Source organism: Marinobacterium lutimaris (assembly GCF_900108065.1).
Classification (GTDB): Bacteria; Pseudomonadota; Gammaproteobacteria; order Pseudomonadales; family Balneatricaceae; genus Marinobacterium_D; species Marinobacterium_D lutimaris.
In genome coordinates this window covers 1-1,223 of sequence record NZ_FNVQ01000021.1, presented here as the reverse complement: position 1 = coordinate 1,223, position 1,223 = coordinate 1, and the positions used below count along the sequence as shown (strand labels likewise).

1 protein-coding gene is annotated in these 1,223 nt (G+C 54.9%); it reads right to left on the bottom strand.

Annotated features, from left to right (window positions below; genetic code table 11):
• Positions 1 to 5: 5 nt before the first annotated feature.
• Positions 6 to 1,159, bottom strand: a protein-coding gene (locus tag C4S72_RS25565; protein ID WP_104006041.1) for an IS3 family transposase whose coding sequence is annotated in 2 segments (ribosomal slippage) — positions 6 to 919 and positions 919 to 1,159 — 1,155 coding nt in all. Because the reading frame shifts where the segments join, the coding sequence is not laid out codon by codon here.
• Positions 1,160 to 1,223 lie beyond the last annotated feature (64 nt).

The following is a 1,223-nucleotide window of genomic DNA, read 5'->3' as shown; positions in this document are numbered from 1 at the left end:
GGGTTCTACCCCGTTTCCACGGACGGTTTTAAAACGGCGGATAGTTTCAAATCCTGAGCAGCGACTCTACGCCGCATCCTGGGATTATGAAACCGCTCGATGTAATCGAATATGTCACTGCGGGCTTCGTCCTGAGTCCGATAATGGCAGTGGTGAATGCGTTCCCGCTTGAGCATACCGAAGAAGCCTTCGCAGGCTGCGTTATCACCGCAGTGGCCAACAGCACTCATACTGCTCACCAGATTGTTTCGGACCAGGCAGCGCTGAAAGTCTCCACTGGTAAATTGGGTCCCCCGATCTGAGTGCAATATCACAGGCGTTGAAACCTGACGTTGCCAAACAGCCATCTCGACCGCTCGAACCACCATGTGCCGATCTTGGCGGTGGTGCATCGACCATCCCACGACCAGCTTGCTGAACAGATCGAGGACCACACACAGGTAGAGTTTGCCTTCCTGCGTGGCGATCTCCGTAATATCCGTCACCCACTTGGTATTCGGCTCAAGAGCGGTGAAATCACGCTCCAAGTGATTTCGAATGCCTGCTGGGCGTAAGGAAGGTCTGCGCATGCCGCGTCGTTTCTTCCTCGGCCAACCCTGTAGGCCATTCGCTGACATCAACCGGGCAACCCGATTCAGGCTGACAGATTGTCCTTCAGCGACCAGGTCCTCTTGCATCCGTGGTGCGCCGATTATGCCGCCACTATCTGCGTGGATCTCGCGAATACGAGCTAATAGGCGCTGATTCGCTTTATCCCTGTCTGAAGTAGGGTTCGACGCCCAAGCGTAATAACCACTGGCTGACACCTTCAGGCATCGACACATTAATCGTATTGGAAAGTCATTGCGACAGTGCAGGATTGCCTGATACTTCAGGACGACTCTTTGGCGAAGAACACTGCCGCTTCGCGCAAAAAATCGCGCTCCTTTTTAACCCGCGCCAGTTCCCGTTTCAGGCGAGCCACTTCCTCATCCCTAGGGGAACCTGATCCCTTAAAGGCCTTGTCGGATCCCTCATCGGCTTCACGCCGCCAGCGAGACAACACGTTAGGGTTCACCCCGATCTCTAAGGCTACCTGGCGACAGCTCACACCGGGCTGACGGGTCAGGGCTATAGCCTCACGCTTGAACTCGGCGCTGTATCTTCTGCGTTGGGTCATGAACACTCCTTTGGCACATTGTGCCTCTTTTCAGAAGTGTCCGCAGTAACGGGGTAGAACCCCA